This window comes from Pseudomonas sp. A25(2017), assembly GCF_002001065.1.
Lineage (GTDB): Bacteria > Pseudomonadota > Gammaproteobacteria > Pseudomonadales > Pseudomonadaceae > Aquipseudomonas > Aquipseudomonas kilonensis.
The window spans coordinates 1-20,183 of record NZ_MUOA01000129.1 but is presented as its reverse complement, the minus strand read 5'-3'; the positions used below and the strand labels follow the sequence as shown (position 1 = coordinate 20,183).

General features: G+C 60.7%; 18 protein-coding genes and 2 pseudogenes. 14 read left to right on the top strand and 6 right to left on the bottom strand.

Annotation, left to right across the window (positions count from 1 at the left end):
- Nucleotides 1-207 (top strand): annotated as a pseudogene (locus tag B0E42_RS28670) (tyrosine protein phosphatase); the annotation flags it as partial.
- Here B0E42_RS28670 and chrA read toward each other — a convergent pair.
- Nucleotides 204-1,562 (bottom strand): chromate efflux transporter, encoded by a 1,359-nt coding sequence (gene chrA / locus B0E42_RS28665; protein ID WP_077508688.1) that lies wholly within the window; start codon nt 1,560-1,562, stop codon nt 204-206. The pseudogene B0E42_RS28670 and the gene chrA overlap by 4 nt on opposite strands.
- A 178-nt stretch (nt 1,563-1,740) precedes the next feature.
- On the opposite strand from chrA, the gene B0E42_RS28660 reads away from it, so the two are divergent.
- The 6 genes and pseudogenes from B0E42_RS28660 (at nt 1,741) to B0E42_RS28635 (ending at nt 10,033) form a co-directional block, all read left to right on the top strand.
- Nucleotides 1,741-2,400, top strand: coding sequence for a ribonuclease T2 (locus tag B0E42_RS28660; RefSeq protein WP_077508686.1), 660 nt, complete (start codon nt 1,741-1,743; stop codon nt 2,398-2,400).
- Nucleotides 2,401-2,775: 375 nt separating this feature from the next.
- Nucleotides 2,776-4,347, top strand: coding sequence for a GGDEF domain-containing protein (locus B0E42_RS28655; protein WP_077508684.1), 1,572 nt, complete (start codon nt 2,776-2,778; stop codon nt 4,345-4,347).
- Nucleotides 4,348-4,552: 205 nt separating this feature from the next.
- On the top strand, nt 4,553-7,129 hold the full coding sequence (locus B0E42_RS28650; protein ID WP_077508682.1) for an EAL domain-containing protein: 2,577 nt from the start codon (nt 4,553-4,555) through the stop codon (nt 7,127-7,129).
- A 69-nt stretch (nt 7,130-7,198) separates the two neighbouring features.
- Nucleotides 7,199-7,393, top strand: a pseudogene (locus B0E42_RS28645) (endonuclease/exonuclease/phosphatase family protein); the annotation flags it as partial.
- A 169-nt stretch (nt 7,394-7,562) separates the two neighbouring features.
- A complete protein-coding gene (locus B0E42_RS28640; RefSeq protein WP_077508680.1) occupies nt 7,563-8,387 on the top strand; it encodes an arylamine N-acetyltransferase in 825 nt (274 codons plus the stop codon).
- A 125-nt stretch (nt 8,388-8,512) separates the two neighbouring features.
- Nucleotides 8,513-10,033 (top strand): nucleobase:cation symporter-2 family protein, encoded by a 1,521-nt coding sequence (locus B0E42_RS28635; RefSeq protein ID WP_077508678.1) that lies wholly within the window; start codon nt 8,513-8,515, stop codon nt 10,031-10,033.
- Nucleotides 10,034-10,251: 218 nt separating this feature from the next.
- Here the strand turns inward: B0E42_RS28635 and B0E42_RS28630 are convergent, their stop codons facing one another.
- The gene (locus tag B0E42_RS28630; RefSeq protein ID WP_018610037.1) at nt 10,252-10,602 is read right to left on the bottom strand and encodes a hypothetical protein; all 351 of its coding nucleotides are present in this window, start codon (nt 10,600-10,602) and stop codon (nt 10,252-10,254) included.
- Nucleotides 10,603-10,864: 262 nt separating this feature from the next.
- On the opposite strand from B0E42_RS28630, the gene B0E42_RS28625 reads away from it, so the two are divergent.
- Nucleotides 10,865-11,686 carry a shikimate 5-dehydrogenase gene (locus B0E42_RS28625; RefSeq protein WP_077508676.1) on the top strand — a complete coding sequence of 274 codons (822 nt, stop codon included), beginning with the start codon at nt 10,865-10,867 and terminating at the stop codon, nt 11,684-11,686.
- Nucleotides 11,687-11,692: 6 nt separating this feature from the next.
- Here the strand turns inward: B0E42_RS28625 and B0E42_RS28620 are convergent, their stop codons facing one another.
- Nucleotides 11,693-12,340: a YceH family protein gene (locus B0E42_RS28620; protein ID WP_018610040.1), complete on the bottom strand. Its 648-nt coding sequence runs from the start codon at nt 12,338-12,340 to the stop codon at nt 11,693-11,695.
- A gap of 130 nt (nt 12,341-12,470) precedes the next feature.
- Between B0E42_RS28620 and B0E42_RS28615 the strand changes: the two genes are divergently transcribed.
- Nucleotides 12,471-12,980, top strand: coding sequence for a DUF1993 family protein (locus B0E42_RS28615; RefSeq protein WP_018610042.1), 510 nt, complete (start codon nt 12,471-12,473; stop codon nt 12,978-12,980).
- A gap of 223 nt (nt 12,981-13,203) precedes the next feature.
- On the opposite strand, the gene sstT is transcribed toward B0E42_RS28615, so the two are convergent.
- On the bottom strand, nt 13,204-14,436 hold the full coding sequence (sstT, locus tag B0E42_RS28610; RefSeq protein ID WP_053178667.1) for a serine/threonine transporter SstT: 1,233 nt from the start codon (nt 14,434-14,436) through the stop codon (nt 13,204-13,206).
- A gap of 281 nt (nt 14,437-14,717) precedes the next feature.
- On the opposite strand from sstT, the gene B0E42_RS28605 reads away from it, so the two are divergent.
- A complete protein-coding gene (locus B0E42_RS28605) occupies nt 14,718-15,878 on the top strand; it encodes an MFS transporter (protein WP_018610045.1) in 1,161 nt (386 codons plus the stop codon).
- On the opposite strand, the gene nhaR is transcribed toward B0E42_RS28605, so the two are convergent.
- Complete coding sequence (nhaR, locus tag B0E42_RS28600; RefSeq protein ID WP_014339312.1) at nt 15,875-16,771, bottom strand: transcriptional activator NhaR; 897 nt, start codon at nt 16,769-16,771, stop codon at nt 15,875-15,877. The two genes, B0E42_RS28605 and nhaR, sit on opposite strands and share 4 nt — an antisense overlap.
- A 139-nt stretch (nt 16,772-16,910) precedes the next feature.
- On the opposite strand from nhaR, the gene B0E42_RS28595 reads away from it, so the two are divergent.
- Nucleotides 16,911-17,162, top strand: coding sequence for a hypothetical protein (locus B0E42_RS28595; protein WP_018610049.1), 252 nt, complete (start codon nt 16,911-16,913; stop codon nt 17,160-17,162).
- 26 nt (nt 17,163-17,188) lie between these two features.
- A complete protein-coding gene (locus tag B0E42_RS28590) occupies nt 17,189-17,938 on the top strand; it encodes a TerC family protein (protein ID WP_014339310.1) in 750 nt (249 codons plus the stop codon).
- Nucleotides 17,939-18,020: 82 nt separating this feature from the next.
- On the opposite strand, the gene B0E42_RS31260 is transcribed toward B0E42_RS28590, so the two are convergent.
- Nucleotides 18,021-18,185, bottom strand: coding sequence for a hypothetical protein (locus tag B0E42_RS31260; RefSeq protein ID WP_018610052.1), 165 nt, complete (start codon nt 18,183-18,185; stop codon nt 18,021-18,023).
- Nucleotides 18,186-18,408: 223 nt separating this feature from the next.
- On the opposite strand from B0E42_RS31260, the gene B0E42_RS28585 reads away from it, so the two are divergent.
- Together B0E42_RS28585 and B0E42_RS28580 are read left to right on the top strand one after the other, a co-directional pair.
- Entirely contained in the window at nt 18,409-19,086 is a 678-nt protein-coding gene (locus B0E42_RS28585; RefSeq protein ID WP_018610053.1) for a lipoprotein, read from the top strand.
- A 100-nt stretch (nt 19,087-19,186) separates the two neighbouring features.
- Nucleotides 19,187-19,384, top strand: a complete 198-nt coding sequence (locus B0E42_RS28580) for a DUF6021 family protein (protein ID WP_077508674.1) — start codon at nt 19,187-19,189, stop codon at nt 19,382-19,384.
- Nucleotides 19,385-20,183 lie beyond the last annotated feature (799 nt).

Below are 20,183 nucleotides of genomic sequence, written 5' to 3'. Positions count from 1 at the left end.
GCGGTGTTGGCCGCTATCGAGGCGTTTGCGAAACGTGAGGGTGTAGAGCAGCTCCATCTGCTGACTGACAGCGCCGCCGCGTTTTTTACCGGCCAGGGCTATCAGGCGCGGGACCGCTCGCTGGCGCCTGCTTCGATCGGTGCGACGGCCCAATTCAAAACCTTGTGCCCGGCTTCGGCGACGTACCTGAGCAAACGCCTCGTCTAGCGCAGCAAGTGCACCGCCAGCCCAGCCAGCCCGCACGCCAGCAATACCTGGATTACCCCCAGCTTGTAGCGAAACAGCGCAATGGCCGCCGCGATTGCGATGATTGCCGACGGCCAGTCCAGGGCACCTGCAAAACCGTTGGGCCAGAGTACGTGGTAACCGAAGAAGCACGCCAGGTTGAGAATCACCCCGACCACCGCCGCGGTAATCGCAGTCAGCGGCGCGGTGAATTTCAGCGCGTTGTGCGTCGATTCCACCAGCGGGCCGCCGGCCAGGATGAACAGGAACGAGGGCAGGAACGTGAACCAGGTCACCAGCGTGGCCGCGACGGCCCCGGCGAGAAAGGCTTGTTCGGGACCGAACACCTGCATCACGTAGCCTCCGACGAAACCGACGAAGGCCACGACCATGATCAGCGGCCCCGGCGTGGTTTCGCCCAGGGCCAGGCCGTCGATCATTTGTGTCGGCGTCAGCCAGCCGAAGTGTCCGACGGCACCCTGGTACACGTAGGGCAACACCGCATAGGCGCCGCCGAAGGTCAACAATGCGGCCTTGGTAAAGAACCAGGCCATTTGCGTAAACGTGCCTTCCCAGCCGAACACCGCGGTCAGCAGGCCCATAGGCAACGCCCACAACAGGGCACCGATGATCGCCAGTCGGGCGAGCCTGAAGGCGCTGAATCGGACGTGGTCCGGAGGCGGCGTGTCGTCGTCGATCAAGGCGGGGCCGAAGGATTGGTGCTGGGTAGCGTGACCGCCCAGGCTGAATTTTTCCGGTGCCCAGCGGCCGCCGAAATAACCGATGACCGCCGCGCCCAGCACGATCAGTGGGAAGGGGAGATCAAAGGCAAATATCGCGGTGAACGACGCCGCAGCGATCGCCCACAGCCAGTTGTTCTTGAGTGCGCGGGAGCCGATCCGGTGGGCGGCATGCGCCACGATTGCCGTGACGGCCGGCTTGATGCCATAGAAAATGCCCGCCACTATCGGCACTTCGCCAAAGGCGACGTACAGCCACGACAACGCGATGAGAATGAACAACGAAGGCAGCACGAACAGTGCCCCGGCGATCACCCCGCCCCAGCTTCGATGCATCAGCCAGCCCAGGTAGGTGGCCAGTTGCTGGGCCTCGGGGCCCGGCAGCAACATGCAGTAGTTAAGGGCATGCAGGAATCGTCGTTCGGAAATCCAGCGTCGGCGCTCCACCAACTCCTGGTGCATGATCGAGATCTGCCCCGCAGGGCCGCCGAAGCTGATGAATCCCAGTTTGAGCCAGAACCAGAAGGCCACGCGCAGGCTGACGGCGTCGGGTCGGGTCAGGGGCTGTTCATCATCGGTTCGGGGCGGTTTGCTCATGGGCGACGGGGCACGTAAAAGTCAAAGGCGATCTACGTTATGGGGCGTTACGCAATTTAGATAGCCCCCGGCAAGGATTGCTTGTAAAAAACAGCCCTTCAGAGATTTGAAACACAAGGTTGGAACAATCATCGCCCGATCATCCTGCTTTCGCACAATCGCCCCAAGGAGTGGGTCAATGAAACAACGTCTTGCCATTGTCATGCTGATCGTACTGACACTGGGTTCCATGGGCGCGGCCAATGCCCGCGAATCCGGCAATGCACGGGCGCAATCCGTGGCCGGAGTGTTCGATTACTATTTGCTGGCGCTGTCCTGGTCGCCGACGTTCTGCCTGACTCACCAGAAGGATGCGCAGTGTTCCGGCAAAGGCTACGGCTTTGTGCTCCATGGCCTCTGGCCGCAATACACCCGGGGCGGCTGGCCGCAATCCTGTGCGCCTCAGGTGCCGTTGACGGCGGCGGAGCAGCAGAAGGGCCTGACCTTGTTTCCCACCCGAAAGTTGATGGCGCATGAATGGTCCAAGCACGGCACTTGCAGTGGCCTGGGCGCCATGGGCTACCTGGAGGTTGCCGACAAAGCCTTGGGCGCGGTGAAAATCCCACCGCAGTTGCAGGCATTCAATTCCTCGTATTACTTCGCTGCTGATGAAATCATCCGGCTGTTCCGCCAAAGCAATCCAGGCATTGCGCCCGACGGCATTGCGGTGATTTGCAGCGGGCCGCAACTGTCGGAAGTGCGGGTGTGCATGGACAAGGACCTGGCGTTCGCCGCGTGTGGCAGGGGTGTCAGGACACAATGCCGGGCCGGGGAGATCCGGGTGCCGCCGGTACGGTGAGAGCCAAGACCCATTGACCCCTGTCTCCGATCCGTACACCCGTGGCGAGGGAGCTTGCTCCCGCTCGGCTGCGCTGTAGGAGCTGTGTAGGAGCTGTCGAGTGCAACGAGGCTGCGATCTTTCCCAATACACTTGAATCCCAAGCGAAAGATCAAAATCAAAAGATCGCAGCCTTCGGCAGCTCCTACACGGGGAATTTCTTCGTTCTGAAACGGGTATTTTTGTTGGCTCCAGGGCGAGTTTTTGGATCCACTCAAGCCACCCATCGGCTCTGCTGCACAGGCAAATTGCCGCCTCACAAGCGGTAGGCTAAGCTCACGAATATTGAGGGCTTTGAGCGAATTCGCTCATGTTTTGCCCTCTTCAGGAATTCGCTTGCCTATCTCCATTCTCGATCCTTTCCATGTCCCTGGCGGTGCCTTGAAGCGCCTGCCGTTGCTCAAAGCAGCGGTTTCGTTTATCGCGGCGGTATGCCTGTGCCTGTGCGGTTTGCTTTATCTGCAACTGGAGCAGTCGCGCAGCCACGACCTGGAGTCGGCCCGCGTCGCTTCGGCGACCCTTAGCCGGGCCATGGCCCAGCAGGCGCAGGACACCTTCCTCCAGGCTGATCTGGTATTGGCCAGCCTGGCAGATTGGATCCAAGTAGACGGCTACGGTCCCGCCGTACAGCCACGCTTGCAGCAAACCTTTGCCCGACGTGTGCAATCGCTTGAGCAATTGCATGGCCTGTTCCTGTTCGACAAGCACGGCCACTGGGTGGTGACCTCCTTTGAAAACCTGCACCGGGGTGCTGGGGTGGCGGATCGAGAGTACTTCGTTTTCCATCAACAGAATGCCTCCCTGATCGCCCATATCGGCCCGGCAATCCGCAGCCGGCAAAACGGCGGCTGGATCATTCCGGTTTCCCGGCGCTTGAATGATCAGGATGGCAACTTCCAAGGCGTGTTGATGGCCGGCATCAAAATGTCGTACTTCGATCGATTCTTCAAAAGCTTCAATCTGGATGATCAAGGCGAGATGGCCCTGGCTTTGTCTGACGGGACGCTCTTGGCTCGTCGTCCCTTCGATGAGGGGGGGATCGGTCACCCACTGGCCCAGGAGAATATTTACAACCATGCCCTGGCGGGAGGGATGTCTGGCGATGCACTCATCCGTTCGACCATCGATGGTGTCGTCAGGCTGTATGGGCACCAACATCTGCAGGCTTATCCGCTGGTGGTCACCGCCGCGATGTCCGAAGGCGCGATCCTGGCGGGCTGGCATGACCGGGCTTTCCAATCCAGCCTCATCGTGGGCCTGGTGGTGTTGGGCATTTGCTTGTTCGGCTGGGTATTCGTGCGCCAGGTCCGTAACAGCGAACGGATCGAGGCGGACTTGCGCCAGGCTCAGGAGGCGTTGGAGCTGATTGCCACCCATGACAGCCTCACCGGGCTGGCGAACCGGCGCCTGTTCGAACGGGCCCTGGACATCGAGTTCGGCCGGGGCGCCCGTCAGCGCAGCCCCTTGAGCCTGATCATGCTCGATATCGATTTCTTCAAGCGCTACAACGACGCCTATGGGCACGTGGCCGGGGATCATTGCCTGGCGGAAGTGGCCAAGGTGCTCAAGAGCTGCTGCCATCGCAAGGCCGATCTGGCGGTGCGTTATGGTGGCGAAGAGTTCGCGGTCCTGTTGCCCGACACCAATCTGTCGGGGGCCATGGCGTTGGCCGAGCAGATCCGCCGCAGCGTCATCGACAAGCACATCACCCATTCCGGGTCTCCGACCGGTTACCTCACGGTGAGCCTGGGCTGCTATGCCTTTGTGCCCAGCGGCCAGGACAGCATCGAAGTCTTCATCCAGCGGGCCGATGCGGCGCTTTACCAGGCCAAGCACAGCGGCCGCAACCGTGTGGCGGTGTTATCGACCGACGACGGGCTCGATACGCTGGCGCGTTCGGATCGTTGAGGTCGGGTGGAATCATCGGCAGTCTGCCCCGGTCCACTATTGAGGCATTGCGCTGGCGAACTTCAAGCGGTGTGTAGTCTCTTTCGCAAAAAACCGTGGGCTCGCCAACTGATCAGGCAGTGGGTGCTAAGGTTGGGTAGACGACTGGCTCGGTCCTCTCCGTTCTCGATAGCGAAGCCAGCGTTGAAAGGACAGGAGTAGGTCAATGGATTCCACTGCCGATACCCCTTCAGGCACCGCGCGTCACACACCGATTACCCATCGCCTGGTCGTGGCGGTCGGGGGGCTGTTTGTCCTGGGCGTCCTGGTGGCGATTGCCGCGCTGTTCAACATTGCGCACAAGCTCGACGCGGAGGATTTGCGCAAGACGCATTTCTATACCGAGCGCGCCCTCGAGAATCGCATCACCGCCTCGAAAAACTACATCACCAGCTATGCCTATTGGACCACGGCCTATGACCACCTCAACGGTGAAGTCGATGTGCAATGGGCCTACGCCGAACAGAACATGGGCAAGACCCTGTTCACCAATGATGAATACGAGGGGTTGTTTGTCATTGATCGGCTACGCACCAAATATGCCGTGGTACGCGGGCTCAATGTCCAAGCGGATACCGCGGTTTATATGGACGCGCCGCTGACGGACCTGATGGACCAGCTCCAGGCGCAGCCCGACCTGACGATACCCATGGTCCGCTACACATTGTTCGAGGGCTGGCCGGCTATCGTCAACGCATCGGTGATTACGCCCAATGACGAACGGTCCCAGGTCGAGGCCCAAAGCACCTCGGTCCTGCTGTTCGTCGACCAACTGACGCCCGTCAAGTTGCGCAAACTGGGCAAGAGTTATGGCCTCACCGATTTGAAGCTCAAGAAAGACACCGAGCTCAAGCCCGGCCAGCCGGCCGTGTCGCTGGACGGTACCGGCTACAGCCTGGTGTCCCGACTGGAGCGCCCGGGCCTGCAATTGCTCTGGTCCCTGGTGCCGCCGCTGGGTGGGGCGCTGCTGATCCTGGCCCTGCTGACCGCTTACTTTTTTCGCTATGCATTGCGCACGGCACGGCATGTGGACGCCAGTTACGACAGCCTGGAACGGTCGGCGCACGCCCTTGAGGCCAGCGAGGAGCGCTTTCGGGCCGTGGCCGAAGCCGCTTCCGACTGGATCTGGGAAATCGACGGGCAGCAGCACATCACTTATCTGTCGGGGCGTTTCAATACGGTCACCGGGTTTTCCGACCAGCAATGGCTGGGGCAGCAGCTCGAGCAACTGCTGTATTGCGACACTACGCCGATTGCCCTCTGGTTGATCAAGTTGACGGAGGAGCAGAACACCAACAGCTTGCGCTGCTCCTACCGTGATTATTCCGGGCAACTGCGCTTCTGTCGGGTGTCGGCACGCCCGATCTACAACAAGGCCGAGGTGGTGGGTTATCGCGGCACCGCCAGCGACATCACCGATGAGGTGGCCGCCCATGCCCAGGTTCAGCACCTGTCGATGCACGATGCGCTGACCGGCCTGCCGAACCGCAACAAGCTGGCGCGACACCTGGATGATGCGCTGGTGGCCAAGGAGCATTCCGCCCCCCTGACGTTGCTGATGGTGGACCTGGACAATTTCAAGCCGATCAACGACTCCCTCGGCCACCCGGCCGGCGACGCGGTGTTGCTGGAAGTGGCCCGGCGGCTGCGCGACAGCACCCGCGAAGAAGACCTGGTGGCGCGCCTGGGGGGCGACGAATTCGTGGTGGTGCTCGGCGGGATGGACAATACCACTGAGATCGATCGATTCTGTGGGCGGCTGATCGACAGCCTGCAGCAACCGATCTTCTACGAAACCCATTCGTTGCACATCAGCGCCAGTATCGGTATCGCCCTGAGCCACCGTCAGGGTTATGTGCCCGGTGAACTGATCCGCTGCGCCGACATTGCCATGTACCAGGCCAAGTCCGAGGGCAAGAAAACCTGGTGCTATTTCGCCTCGCAAATGAACGATCAGATCCAGCATCGTCGCCAACTGGAAAGCGACCTGCGCCAGGCCGTGAAAAACAACGAATTCGTCCTGCATTTCCAGCCGCGCTACACCGTCGATGGTCGAGAGATCGTGGCGGTCGAGGCGTTGGTTCGCTGGCAGCATCCAACCCAAGGCTTGTTGGCCCCCGACGCGTTTATTCCATTGGCCGAGCAAACCGACCTGATTGTCCCGCTTTCGCGTTGGGTATTGCGTGAGGCCTGCGAAACCGCACTGACCTGGCCGGGAGAATTGATGGTCTCGGTCAACCTGTCACCGGCGCAGTTCGAGCGCAGCGATGTGGTGGAGGATGTGCGACAGGTGTTGATCGAAACCCGTTTCCCGGCGAGTCGCCTGGAACTGGAGATCACTGAAAACGTGATGCTCAACGACGTTGATGGTGCTCTGCAGGTCATGAATGCCCTGAAGGAACTGGGCGTGCGCTTGAACATGGACGATTTCGGTACCGGCTATTCGTCCCTCGGTTATCTGCGCACCTATCCATTTGATGGCATCAAGATCGACAGGCGTTTCATTGCTTCCATGAGCAACAGCAGCAACGACCGCGCCGTGGTGCAGGCAATCATCAACCTGGGCAAGGCCATGGGGCTGACGGTGACTGCCGAGGGCGTGGAAACCCTGGCCCAGCTCGGTTCATTGGGCACGGACCAATGCCATGAAGTACAGGGTTATTTACTCAGCCGGCCGATCGACAAGCAAGCCTTTGCGCACTTGTTGGAGAAAGGCCAGCCCTTGCCGAAAACGGCTTCCTGAAGACCTGTTGCAACCTCTACGTCCGGTTGTCGGTCACAACGGTGACTTGGCATTTCGAGTTCTGGCGCTATGAAAAACCTTCGGATCGCGACCTTCAACATCAATGGCATCCGGGCCCGGCTGCCCAACCTGCTGGAATGGCTGGAGCGGGAAAAACCTGACATTGCCTGTTTGCAGGAACTCAAGGCCGTGGACAAGGATTTCCCGGCGGCGGAGCTGGAGTCGGTCGGGTACGGGGCGATCTGGCATGGGCAGGCGTCCTGGACCGATTCGTTGCGCTACCTGGATCCGCCTGGCTTCACGCAAGCGGCGGTGACCGGGCGAGGCATCCCGGTCGATTGTTGTCTCGGTGAGGGGAATGCCTTATACCTGGCGCCCAATAACAGTGCGCTTGTCGTGAGCGCTGCGCCGACCCCGGAAAAGGACACCCCTCATGAGTCATCCCCATCTGAGCGATACGGCTCGCTATCTGCGGCGCCTGGGTTTCGATGCCCCTCCAGCGCCGACCCTCGACACGTTGCGTCAACTGCAAGGGCGCCATACTGCCGAATTCCCCTTTGAAACCCTGTCGACGTTGCTGCGTCAACCCGTGCCCATCGACCTTGAATCGGTCGAACGAAAAGTGTTCGAGCAAGGACGCGGCGGCTATTGCTATGAACTCAACCAATTGTTCCTGGCGTTGTTGCTGGAGCTGGGTTTCGATGCCTGCGGCATCACCGGCCGCGTGGTGATGAATGCACCTGAAGGCACCTGGGCGGCCCGCACCCACCGGTTGAGCCTGGTGACGTTCGACGGCGTGCGCTACATCACCGACGTCGGCTTTGGTGGCATGGTGCCCACTGCGCCGTTGCTGCTGGACAGCCGTGAAGCACAAGTCACGCCCCATGAGCCGTACCGCATCGACACCCATGCGGACGGTTACCTGCTGCGCGCCAACGTCGCCGACGAATGGCGGCCAATGTACCTGTTCGATCTGCAACGCCAGGAAGACATCGACTACACCCTCGGTAATTGGTACGTCAGCAGCCACCCGGAATCCCCGTTCATGGGCCGGTTGATGGTTGCACGCACCGGTGACGGGTTGCGCAAGACCCTGAACGGCAACAGCTATGCGGTGCACCGGATAGGGCAGGAGAGCGAACGCCGGTTGATCACCGATGCCGATGAGTTGATCGACTTGCTCGAACAAGAGTTTGGCCTGCGCGTACCGCCGCGCGAGCTGTTGCGGCCGGCGATCGTGGGGTTGCTTCAGCCATAAAAAAGGCTGTTGGCCGGGGGATTCTGTTCCTGTGTATGGCAACAAGTTGTATACAACTCTATGGACATTTGTCCTGAGTTTTGAATACAGTGTGCCCATAACAAAAAACAGGGAATCCCCGAACCATGAAAACGCCCCATGTTTCACTCCCACGGCCCGAGGACGAAAACCTTGGCGTCGGCGCGAATATGGCTTACGGCCTGCAACATGTGTTGACCATGTACGGTGGCATCGTCGCCGTGCCGTTGATCATCGGCCAGGCGGCCGGGCTCTCACCCGCGGACATCGGCTTGTTGATTGCCGCGTCATTGTTCGCGGGGGGCTTGGCAACGTTGCTGCAAACCCTCGGCCTGCCGTTTTTCGGCTGCCAACTGCCCTTGGTGCAGGGCGTATCGTTCTCGGGCGTGGCGACCATGGTGGCGATTGTCGGCAGCGGCGGGGAAGGCGGCTTTCAAGCCATCCTTGGCGCGGTGATCGCCGCGTCCCTGATTGGTCTGCTGATTACCCCGGTGTTTTCGCGCATCACCCGGTTCTTTCCGCCACTGGTCACCGGCATCGTGATCACCACCATCGGCCTGACCCTGATGCCGGTAGCGGCGCGTTGGGCGATGGGGGGCAACAGCCACGCCGCTGATTTCGGCAGCATGGCCAACATCGGCCTGGCCGCGGTGACCCTGGTGCTGGTGCTATTGCTGAGCAAAATGGGCAGCGCAACCATCTCGCGGTTGTCGATTCTGCTGGCGATGGTCATTGGTACCGTCATCGCCGTGTTCCTCGGCATGGCGGACTTTTCATCGGTCAGCCAAGGCCCGATGTTTGGCTTCCCGACACCGTTCCATTTCGGCATGCCGACTTTCCACATCGCCGCGATCCTGTCGATGTGCATCGTGATCATGGTGACCCTGGTGGAAACCTCCGCCGACATCCTGGCCGTGGGCGAGATCATCGACACCAAAGTCGACTCCAGGCGCCTGGGCAACGGCTTGCGGGCTGACATGCTGTCGAGCATGATCGCGCCGATCTTTGGCTCCTTCACCCAGAGTGCCTTTGCCCAGAACGTCGGGCTGGTGGCGGTGACCGGGATCAAGAGCCGTTTCGTGGTGGCGACCGGCGGGGTGTTCCTGGTGGTGCTCGGCCTGCTACCGTTCATGGGCCGGGTGATCGCGGCGGTGCCGACCTCGGTACTGGGCGGTGCCGGTATCGTGCTGTTCGGCACGGTGGCTGCCAGTGGCATCCGCACGCTGTCCAAAGTCGACTACCGCAACAACGTCAACCTGATCATCGTCGCCACCTCCATTGGTTTTGGCATGATTCCCATCGCCGCACCGAACTTCTATGACCATTTCCCGAACTGGTTCGCGACCATTTTCCATTCGGGTATCAGTTCTTCGGCAATCATGGCGATCGCGCTCAACCTGGCGTTCAACCACTTCACTGCGGGTAACTCCGACCAGCAATCGGTTTTCGCCGCCGGCACCGAGCGAGTGTTGCGCTATCAGGACCTGGCGGCGCTCCGTGAAGGTGATTACTTCAGCGATGGCAAGCTGCACGACTGCGATGGCAACGAGATTCCCGTGGTGGCGGAGACTGTTCACGGGGCGGCGGAGCATGCGCCGATCCGACTGAAAAGCAGTGAGCACGTCTGACAAATCCCTGTGGCGAGGGAGCTTGCTCCCGCTGGGCTTTGTAGGAGCTGGCGAAGCCTGCGATCTTTTGATCTTTCGCTTGAGATTCAAGTGTCTGGGGAAAGATCGCAGCCTCGTTGCACTCGACAGCTCCTACACAGTGGGAGCGGTTAACCAGCGAATATGAAAAAGCCTGTGATCATTGATCACAGGCTTTTTTGTGCCACCCGGAAGGCTGATTACCAGCGACCGTAATGACCACGAGGCGGGCCATAGTAGTAGCCCCGTGGTGGCCCGTAATACACCGGCGCTGGGCGATAGTAGATCGGTCGCTCTACATACACCGGCTGCGGCTGGTAGTAGACCGGTGGTGGAGCCTGGTAGTAGACCGGCTGTGGCTGGACATAGACCGGTTGCTGCACATACACCGGCCGGTCACGGTTGATGAGGGCCGAGCCAACGATGGCCGAACCGACGATGGCGCCAAACACTGCGGGCCCCTCCCAACCACCACGACCGTGGGCGGATGCCTGGCCGGTGACCGCGAGTGCCCCCAGGAGCAGGGCGATGATGGGAAGTTTACGATTCATGGCTGTTCCTCGTTTCGGCCCCGACGCCTGTAGTCTGCAACAGACCCGATGAGAGTCGCGGGGATACTTGCTATGACAGCGATTTTCTCGGGATTTGCGACGCCGTTGGGTAAATATTGTGTAAGGTCTGTAGCGCTTTTCTTTACCGCGCCGCGTCATCCAGGGGCCTGAGACCGGGTTGGGGCTGGCGGTATCATCATCGAATAAAACCTTTCGCAGCGGTGATTCCGTCTGTCCGAAAGTGAATTGCAAGGAGACACGCATGCAGATCAATCCCAACAAAGACACCCAACTGTGCATGTCGCTATCGGGGCGTCCCGGAAATTTCGGCCTGCGCTTTCATAATCACCTGTATGAACAATTGGGCCTGAATTTCTATTACAAGGCGTTCAGCAGCCAGGATTTGCCTGGAGCTGTGGGCGGTATCCGTGCCCTGGGGATTCGTGGATGCGGCGTGTCGATGCCGTTCAAGGAAGCCTGCATAGCCCTGGTGGACGAGCTGGATCCTTCTGCCGCGGCGATCCAGTCCATCAACACCATCGTCAATACCAACGGCCATCTGAAGGCCTACAACACTGACTACATCGCCATCGCCCAGTTGTTGCAAAGCCACGCGGTGCCCAAGGACTCGACCTTTGCCTTGCGTGGCAGCGGCGGCATGGCCAAGGCTGTGGCCAGTGCCTTGCGCGATGGGGGCTACAAGAACGGGCTGATCGTTGCCCGCAATGAAGCCGCCGGGCGAGCCCTGGCCGAGTCCCTGGGTTATGAATGGCAAGCTGACCTGGGCACCCGGCGGCCACAGATGCTGATCAACGTCACGCCGATCGGCATGACCGGCGGCCCGGAGGCCGACCAGTTGGCGTTTGAGCCCGAGACCATCGCTGCGGCTGAGACTGTGTTCGATGTCGTGGCGATCCCGTCGGAAACGCCACTGATCGTGCGCGCCCGGGCCGAAGGCAAGCGGGTCATCACCGGGCTGGAAGTCATTGCGATCCAGGCCCTGGAGCAGTTCGTTCTATATACCGGCGTGCGGCCCAACCTGGAGCAATTTGAAAAAGCCGTGGCCTTCGCCCGATCGGCGTAGGCGCTGCTATTCCAGCCGCGACAGGCGTTCTTCCAGGGCCGCGATCCGGGCTTCGAGTTCTTCGATGCGCTCCAGCGAGACACCACCGCCGGCGCCGCGCTCTACCGGGTGCTGGCGGGCGGCGAGAATGGCCTCGATGTCCGCCGGATCGCCCATGGCATGCACATAGCGGTCTTCGCGCTGGCCGGCCTGGCGTGGCACCAGCAGCGCCAGCCCCCGGGCGATCAGGCGTTCAAGCTGGTGCACGACTTGTTCGGCGTCTTCGAAGTCATGCATCCGTCCGCTGCGGGTCAGTAGCTCATTGACGGTTTGCGGGCCACGCAGGAACAGCAGGCCCATCAGGATCACCTGGGCCGGCACCAGCTCCAGGGCTTTGTCGACCCTATGCTCCCAGCGGTCGGCGCGGCTGCCCATCACCAGTTTGGTAAAGCCGCGACCTTCCAGTGCCCGCAGGCTCTGGCCGACCTGGCCGGGGTTGAGGTTCATCACCGGTTCGCGGCTGGTTTTCTGGTTGCAGGCCAGTACCAGGGCGTTGAGGGTCAGCGGGTAGGTCTCGGGGTTGGTGGCCTGTTTCTCGACCAGCGCGCCGAGGATGCGGATTTCCGTGCTATTGAGCCGCGGTTCTTCAGCCTGCTGTTGTTCTTCGATGCTCATCGCGCGTTCCCTATGCTGTGGAAGCCGCCTAGCCTAATCCTTGCGCAATAAAAGACAAGCCGTGCAACAAGCCGTGGCTATAATCGCAGCCGTTTGATTCATTCTTTCCTGCCACCTGCATGAGATTGCCATGACTATTTCCCTGTACGCCGCTTCCGTCCCGGTTTTCAAGCAGATGCTCAACGCGTTGAGCGACGTTCTGAACAAGGCCGAAGCCCACGCCACCGCGAAGAACATCGACCCGAACGCCTTCCTGCAAGCCCGTCTGTACCCGGACATGTTCCCGTTGGTGCGCCAGGTGCAGATCGCGGTGGACTTCGCCAAAGGTGTGTCTGCACGCCTGGCCGAGATCGAAGTGCCGAAGTATGAGGACAGCGAGACCACCTTCGCCGAGCTGCAAGCCTTGATCGCCAAGGTCCTGGCCTTTATCGACGGCATCAAGCCTGAGCAGATCGATGGCAAGGAAGGCATCGAAATCGTCACCCGTCCGGGCACGCCGAAGGAAAAGCGCTTCAGCGGCCAGAACTACCTGCTGACCTACGGCCTGCCGCAGTTCTTCTTCCACGTCACCACCACCTACGCCTTGCTGCGCCACAATGGCGTGGAAGTGGGCAAGCGCGACTACATGGGCGCGTTCTAACCCCGCAGGCATGAAAAAGCCCGGGACGGTGTTGGCCGTTCCCGGGCTTTTTTGTGGCTGCAGTCTAGGTGGTTAAGCATGCTAATTAGCGGTGAGCGATCTGGCGCTATCGCGAGCAGGCTCGCTCCCACAAGGTTTTGCGGCAGATACAGATCCACTGTGGGAGCGAGCCTGCTCGCGATGAGGGCGGCACCGACATCGCAAGATTCAGTTCTTTCCCTGATTACGCCGTACGCGCGAGCTTCTCTTCCTCGCCCAGGCACGCCGCCGCTGTGAACAGCACATCCGTCGACGAGTTCAACGCCGTCTCCGCCGAGTCCTGCAGGACACCGATGATGAAGCCCACCGCAACCACTTGCATGGCGATTTCGCTGGGAATGCCAAACAGGCTGCACGCCAGGGGAATCAGCAACAGCGAACCGCCGGCCACTCCAGATGCGCCGCAGGCGCAAATGGCCGCGACAACGCTCAGCAGCACCGCCGTTGGTATATCCACCGCGATACCCAGGGTATGCACGGCCGCCAGGGTCAGTACGGTGATGGTAATGGCAGCGCCCGCCATGTTGATGGTCGCGCCCAGTGGGATCGACACCGAATAGGTGTCTTCGTGCAGGCCCAGGCGTTTGCTCAGTTCCAGGTTCACCGGAATATTCGCCGCCGAGCTGCGTGTGAAAAACGCCGTGATACCGCTCTCGCGCAGGCAGGTGAACACCAGCGGGTAGGGGTTGCGACGCAGTTTCCAGAACACGATGAGCGGGTTGACCACCAACGCCACGAACAGCATGCAGCCGATCAGTACGGTGAGCAGGTGCAGGTAGCCGAGCAGGGCGCCGAAACCGGAGGTCGCCAGGGTCGAGGCCACCAGGCCGAAGATCCCCAGTGGGGCGAAGCGGATCACCAGGCGCACGATCACGGTCACGCCGTTGGACAGGTCTTCGAGCACGGTGCGGGTGGTCTGGCCAGCATGACGAATGGCGATGCCCATGCCGATGGCCCAGGCCAGGATGCCGATGAAGTTACCGTCCATCAGCGCCCGGACCGGGTTATCCACCACACTCAGCAGCAGGCTTTGCAGCACCTCGCTGATCCCACCGGGCGCCGTGACTGCGACGTCTTGGGTCGACAGCACGAGGCTGGAGGGAAACAGCGTACTGGCAACCACCGCGACCACCGCTGCGGCGAAAGTGCCCAGCAGGTAGAGGAACAGAATCGGCCGGATATGGGTTTCCTGGCCATGCTTGTGGTTGGCAATCGATGCCATGACCAGCACGAACACCAGGATCGGCGCCACGGCCTTGAGCGCGGACACGAAGACCTTGCCGATGAATGCGGTGGACTTCGCCACGTCGGGCGCCAGCCATGCCAGGACAATACCGGCGATCAGACCGATGATGATTTGCGTCACCAGGCTGGTGCGTTTGAGGCGTTGCATAGGGGTAACGGACGAAGCTGTCATAGCGGCATCTCTGATTTTATTGTGTGCGACGGTCGACGCGTCAGGGCAACAAGCGGGCAGGCCACATGAGCGGACCGTGAGAAAGTACGGCGTTTGCAGGCCGCGGACTTTATCACAGCCCGATGAAAAATCTGACGGACCTGTGACGATCCGTCACTCGGGTGTTCAAGCGCGTTTTGTCTGGTGGACGCATTCTGTTAGGCTTTGCCTTCATCACCTTTCTATACCCGCCAGCGAGCCCATGGGCTGACGCTGGTGTCGTCGTTTCGCTGGAGTTCTGCATGTTGTTACCCATTTTCCTGTTGTCGGCTGCCGGTTTTACGGTGCTGACCACGGAATTCGTCATCGTTGGCCTGTTACCCTCTATCGCCCGCGACTTGCAGGTCACCATCCCCCAGGCCGGGCTGCTGGTGACGTTGTTCGCGTTTACGGTGGCGGCGTTCGGGCCATTCCTGACGGCCTGGTTCGCCCGCTTCGAGCGGCGCAAGTTGTTTATCAGCGTGCTGGTGATGTTCGGTCTGGCCAACATGCTCGCCGCAGTCGCCCCCAACATCTGGGTGATGGCCGTTGCCCGGTTGATCCCGGCCCTGGGCCTGCCGGTGTTCTGGGCGCTGGCCAGTGAAACGGCGGTGGACATTGTCGGGCCACAGTTGGCCGGGCGGGCCATCGCCCGAATCGGCTTTGGCATCGTCTGTGCCACGGTGTTCGGCATTCCTGTGGGCACGTTGATTTCCGATGCGTTTGGCTGGCGCAGCGCATTCGCGATCCTGGCGGTCATTGCCTTTGCCAAGGCCTTGCTGCTGTTTATTTACTTGCCGAAAACCAACCTGCACCAGCATCAGGTGAGTTTTCGTTCGCAATTCAAGATCCTGCGCAGCCCGTTGATGCAAGGGCATGTGCTGTTGTCGATCCTGGTGTTCAGCGGCATGTTCACTGCCTACACCTATCTGGCAGATATCCTTGAGCGCCTTGCCGGATTCGATGGCACCCTGGTGGGCTGGTGCCTGATGGGCTTTGGCGCCGTTGGGCTGCTGGGCAATTCCCTGGGTGGTCGGGCGGTGGACCGGCATCCGTTGATCGCATCGATGGTCTTCTGCCTGTTCCTGATCGGCGGCATGGTGGCGTTGGTGCCGAGCATTCATTCGCCCCTCGCGCTGGCGGCGGCGATGGGCATCTGGGGCGTGACCCAGGCGGCCTTGTTCCTGGTCAGCCATGTGCGGCTGATGAAGGCGGCCCCGCAGGCCCCGGCCTTTGCCGCCTCGTTGAACATCGCCGGGGCCAACCTGGGGATTGGCCTGGGGGCGATGGTCGGTGGCCGGGTCATCGATACCCTGGGCTTGGGCAGTGTCGGGTTTGCGGCGGCCGGGTTCATCTTCGTATCGATCCTGCTGGCGTTGCTGCTGATGACCTTCAAGCCCCGCGCCACCTGCATGGATAGCTAAGCGCTGAACAACTCGCGACGGGCGCCTTCGGCAATCGCGACGATGCCGGGATGGCTGACCTTGCGCTCCACGGAAATGGCGTAGAAGGATTCGCTCACCGCATCGGTCTGGCCGATCACTTCTACGCCGTACTGGCGCTTGACCTCTTCGGCGATCACGCTCGGGCCGATGAAAATCCCGCTGCCTGATTGGCCGAAGGCCTGCATCAATGCGCTGTCGTCGAACTCGCCGACGATGCGCGGCTGGATCTGTTGCTCGGCGAACCAGCGCTGCAAGCGGCTGCGCACCACGGTTTCCGGCCCGGGAATCAGCAACGGAGCGTCATGCAGGCCATGAGGGAAATCCTGCCCGTAGCGTTCGGCCAGCGCGGCGGTGGCGAAAAAGCTGATCCCGCATTCCCCCAGCTTCTGGCTGTAGCCCTTGATGTCCAGGTGAGTCGGCATCGGGCTGTCGGAAATCACCAGGTCCAGACGCTGGATCGCCAGGTCCGCCAGCAGCCGTTCGAGCTTGTCCTCGCGACAGGTGATGCGCAGCGGCTCGTTCAACTCCATGGTCGGCGCCAACAGCCGATAGACGATGGATTTGGGCACCACATCCGCCACCCCGACCCGAAACAGGGTTTGCTGCTCGTTGGGCTGGGCCCGCAACATCAGCTCCAGCTCGCCGCCCAGCTGAAACATGTGTTCGGCGTAGGGCAAGGTCTGGCGGCCGGCCTCGGTCAGTTCCAATTGTCGCCCGACACGGCGAAACAGCTTGAGGTTATAGGTCTGCTCGAACAGGGAAATCTGCCCGCTGATGGTCTGTGGGGTCAGGTTCAACTGCTCGCACGCTCGCACGATGCTGCCGGTTTTTGCCACCACCCAGAAGTAATGCAATTGTCGGTAGTTGAGCATGGATTCACCGATGTTCGTAAAAACCGAAGTATAACCGCTGAAAATACGAATTTTCCTGAACTATTCGCGTCTCTAGAATGCCTGGTCATTGGCGGGCCACTTTCGCGCACCTTCTATTCTCTCAAGAGGCATTTATTCCATGACATACAAATCCCTGGGGCTTGCAGCCCTGTTGGTGATGTCCGCAACGACGCTGGTGGGCTGTGAACAGGCTGAAAAAAGTGCCCAGCAACTGATGGGGCAGGCGGCAGAAACCGCCAAGCAGGCCATCGACGACACCCACAAGGCCGCTGAGCAGGCGATCAGCGAAGCCACTGGCGGCTTGATCAGCCCGAAGAAAGAGCCGGCGGACGAAGCCGACGAAACCCAAACCCCTACTAAAACCATCTAACGCGTCACATCAGTCAGGACTGCCCCATGGATTATCTTTTACAGCTCGCCGCCAGCCCCACCGCGTGGATCGCCCTGGCGACTCTGGTCGTGATGGAAATCGTGCTTGGCATCGATAACCTGATCTTCATTTCGATTCTGACCAACAAGCTGCCCCAACAGCATCGTGCCAAGGCGCGGCGGATCGGTATCGGCATGGCGTTGATCCTGCGCCTGGGCTTGTTGAGCACCATTGCCTTTATTGTGCAGTTGACCGAACCAGTCATCGAAATCCTGGGCCAGGCGTTCTCCTGGAAAGACATGATCCTGATCGCCGGCGGCCTGTTCCTGCTGTGGAAAGCGACCACTGAAATCCACCACAGCATGGACCCAGCACCGGATGATCCCAAGTCGGCCACGTCCGGCGTGACCCTGGGCTTTGCCGCGGCAATCGGTCAGATCCTGATGTTGGACCTGGTGTTCTCCATCGACAGCATCATCACGGCCGTGGGCATGACCGAGCATTTGCCGATCATGATCATCGCAGTTGTCGTATCGGTGTTGGTGATGCTGCTGGCGGCCGAACCGCTGGCCAAGTTCATCAATGACAACCCGACAGTGGTGATGCTGGCCTTGGGCTTCCTGATCATGATCGGCATGACGCTGATCGCCGAAGGTTTCGGTGCTCATGTGCCCAAGGGCTATATCTACGCGGCCATGGCGTTCTCGGCGGCAATCGAAGTGTTGAACATGTTGTCCCGTCGGGCCAAGGAAAGGGCATTGGCTGACAACGCCTGATGCCAGGCAGACAGAAGCCACCCGGGTCCAGGCCCGGGTGGCTTTTTTTGGATTTGAGAGCTATGGGTTTGAAAGCGAAAGGTCAGTGTGCGGCGGCGTGGCGCCGGCTAGGTTTGGCGGCTTTTTCCGATGGCGCTGGTAGCGTGTGATGATGGCGTCGAGTGATCCGAAGCACGCCCCACAGCATGGCCATGGCTACGCTCAGCCAGCCGAATATCAGCATCAGAATTGTCGTGGTCAGGCTCATCTGTGCCTCCTTTTATCCCCGGTCCGGGATCACTCACCTAATACATGGACAGTCTAGTCGCTCAAGTGTTGCAGGTAGTCGATCTGTGGCGGTTGGGCACGGATCGCTTCGTTCTATCGCGCTCGTAAAACTGCCGTTATGGCTATACCCAGGGCTGTGTGCACCTTATGATCGTCGACCCAAGCCTGGCCCGGATGCCGGGTACCTGAACAAGAGAGTCATCATGTCGCCGGTCATTTCATCTTTTCGATCACTGGTACTGGCGGTGTCCTGCCTCGTCGCCCTGGTGGGGTGTGCGGGCAGTGTTTCGCCACAGATCCAGCGCCTGCCCGAACGGGTGGAGCTCAACAGCGTGCCGTTCTTTCGCGGCGAAATGTACCAGGGCGCCCCGCAGTCCCTGGCGGCCCTGCTGACGTTGCAAGGCACGGTGATCACCCCGGGGCTGCTGGAGAAACCGTTGCACCTGCCGGGTGGCGAAGCCGGTTTACAGCAGAATATGCAAACCCTGGCGCGCGAATACGGGTTGCTGGTGTATCCCCTCGACGCCAAGCTGCCCGCGCTGTTGGAGCAGGTCGCGGCAGGCTATCCGGTGTTGGTGCGCTATACCGACGGTTCGGCGTTCTGGGCCGAGCCTCGGTATGGGATTCTCGCCGGCTACAACCGTCAGAAACAGACGGTATTGCTGCGCTCAGGCATGAACCGGCGGCAGTTGATGAGCTTCAGTGCCTTTGAATCGGCCTTCAACGGCGCGGGCGGCTGGGCGGTGCTGGTCCAGCGACCTACGCAGCTTCCGGCCAATGTCGACTCGCAGCGGTGGCTCAAAGCGGCGGGCGAATTGGCTGGGGCCGGGCAGGAGCAAGCTGCGGCCCGGGCCACCAAGACCTTGGAAGCGGCGCATTGATCGTTCACCCCGTTCGTCACTTGCCCGGCACAACCTGGGAGGCCTGAGGCTCTTATCGTCAGGGTTGGGCATTTTCCGACCGTGATTGGAGGAGGCACGCATGGCACAGTCGAAAACACCTACGGGGCCACATTCGTCAGAGCATTCCAGTGGTGATGACCTGGGGTTTGATCCGGATTCGCCGGACCTTGAGGATCCTCAGGTCGATCCGATAGGGCCGGCCAAGGCGCCTCTGGACAAGAAGGAGGATGAGCGCAAGCCCAAGCCTTATGATCCGCTGGGTGACCTGAAGGTCTAGAGATTGCCGTGGGTTGGTGTGTATATCCGTTTCTGCGGTAACGGCGGCTTATGGTTCCGCTCTTACAGCGGGTCACTTTTGGAAGAGCCGGGAGCCGGACCAGCCAAAAGTAACCAAAAGCGCTTTGCCCCACCACTCGGCACCTCGCCTAGGCTCGGTGTGCCCTCACTCCGGCATTGCTCCGTGGGCCCGCCGCGAAGGGCCATCCATGGCCCAGCGCGGCTATCCCGGCATCCATGCCGGGATGCCCACTCCACAATGCCTGCGTTCGGCCAGCGTGGTTTAACGGGGCGTCCAGATCAAGATCCAAAGCAACAGCAACAGCAACAGCAACAGCAACAGCAACAGCAACAGCAACAGCGACAGCAAGAGCGGGGCTCATGCCGGCATCTATGTGGCTGAGCCACCGCTATCGCGAGCAAGCTCGCTCCCACACTGGATCTTCAGCGAAATACAAACTTCATGTGAACCTAGCCCCCCCTGTGGGAGCGAGCTTGCTCGCGATGACGCCGGCACATCCAACATCACCGCAAACTGACCCTCCGCCTTCGCGAGCAAGCCCGCTCCCACAGGAAAAACGCGGTCCCACCAAGAACCAGGTCGGCTATAAGGCCGCCTCGCGGTGGACGTTGATCTCGGGCGCCCCGTTAACCACGCTGGCTGAACGAAGGTATTGCGCAGTGGGCACCTCGGCATGGATGCCGAGGTAGCCGCGCTGGGCCATGGATGGCCCTTCGCGGCGGCCCGCGGAGCAATGCCTTCGTTCAGGCATGCCGAGCCTAGGCGAGGCACCAAGTGG